This is a genomic window from Microcoleus sp. LEGE 07076, assembly GCF_015207455.1.
Classification (GTDB): Bacteria; Cyanobacteriota; Cyanobacteriia; order Cyanobacteriales; family Microcoleaceae; genus Microcoleus.
In genome coordinates, this window is record NZ_JADEWV010000447.1 from 1 (window position 1) to 1,617 (window position 1,617).

The following is a 1,617-nucleotide window of genomic DNA, read 5'->3' on the forward strand; positions in this document are numbered from 1 at the left end:
CTTGTAAAGGCAATCCCCCCGTAGTTGCCCCCGATCCCTGAAACGACTAACAATTCGTCGGTGGAGAGGGTAGGCACCGGGGCACTACCCCTACAAAACCCTCGTTTTTGGGAGAATAAATCAGCCCCCCTTAGGTCGGGGGGGACAAGAACTTCCTTGAAAGTCCCCCTTCTTAAGGGAGATGCGAGGGGGATCGAGGTTTAGGTAAAAACGGGATTTTCCGCATTCCATCCGTGTCATAATCCGTAGTTTAGCGCAACACACAAGAGAAAAAATATGATTATTGTAATGAAAGCCGGCACTCCAGCAGCCGAAATCGATCGCCTAGACGAAGAACTCCGCACAAACTGGGGTTTGACACCAGAAAGAATAGTAGGGCGTTACAAAACCGTCATGGGTTTGGTGGGCGACACCGTTGAGCTAGAACCGATGCAACTGCGCGAAATGAGTACCTGGATTGAAGAAGTGCTGCGCGTCGAAAAACCCTACAAACGCGCTTGTCTCGAATACCGCCAAGGTGAACCCAGCGCCGTAGAAGTTGCTACTCCATTAGGAACTGTGACGATCGGCTTAAATCATCCGATCGCGATCGTAGCAGGCCCTTGCTCGGTCGAAAACGAAGAAATGATTGTTGAAACGGCAATGCGCGTCAAAGCTGCTGGCGCTCAATTTTTGCGCGGTGGAGCCTACAAACCGAGAACCTCTCCCTACGCTTTCCAAGGACACGGCGAGAGTGCCTTGGGACTGCTGGCGGCGGCGCGGGAAGCCAGCGGTTTGGGAATTATTACCGAAGTGATGGATGCGGCCGACTTAAGTGCGATCGTGGAAGTAGCCGACGTAGTGCAAGTCGGCGCGAGAAATATGCAGAATTTCTCGCTGTTGAAGAAAGTCGGAGCTCAAGACAAACCAGTTTTGCTGAAGCGCGGCATCTCCGCCACCATTGAAGAATGGTTGATGGCTGCTGAGTATATCATGGCTGCGGGCAATCCCAACGTGATTTTGTGCGAACGTGGCATTCGCGGGTATGACAGACAATATACGCGGAATACGCTGGATTTGTCGGCGGTTCCGGTATTGCGAACCCTGACTCACTTACCGGTGATGGTTGACCCCAGTCACGGCACCGGTTGGGCGCAGTTTGTACCTTCAATGGCCTTTGCTTCGATCGCCTCCGGTACAGATTCCCTGATGATAGAAGTGCACCCGAATCCCAAAAAAGCCTTGTCTGACGGGCCGCAATCTTTAACACCGGATCAGTTCGACAAGTTGATGGGAGAATTGGCGGTGATTGGTAAAGTCATGAACCGTTGGCCGCAACCCGTGCCAGTTTTGGCGTAGAAACAGATGTTATACCAATTTTTTATGAGGCTACATAGAATCTGATCCCTCCGGCGCCCCCCTTAATAAGGGGGGGACAAGATTCTTCTCAAAGTCCCCCTTGCTTTCGGGGGATGCGAGGGGGATCGAGATATGTGCAACTTCACCTTAAATTGGTATTAGAACCCCGACTTCTTTAAGAAATTGGGGTTCTACTTAGCACTCTGATTCAAAATAGCCTCAATTTGATTGGCTCTCCCGAACTTATGGTGATAACTTTATCTAATGATCAAAGCAAGC

General features: G+C 50.9%; 1 protein-coding gene. It reads left to right on the top strand.

What is annotated here, in order from left to right; all coding sequences use genetic code 11:
• Positions 1 to 276: 276 nt before the first annotated feature.
• The gene (aroF, locus tag IQ270_RS30105; RefSeq protein WP_193976758.1) at positions 277 to 1,338 is read left to right on the top strand and encodes a 3-deoxy-7-phosphoheptulonate synthase; all 1,062 of its coding nucleotides are present in this window, start codon (positions 277 to 279) and stop codon (positions 1,336 to 1,338) included.
• Positions 1,339 to 1,617: the final 279 nt, after the last annotated feature.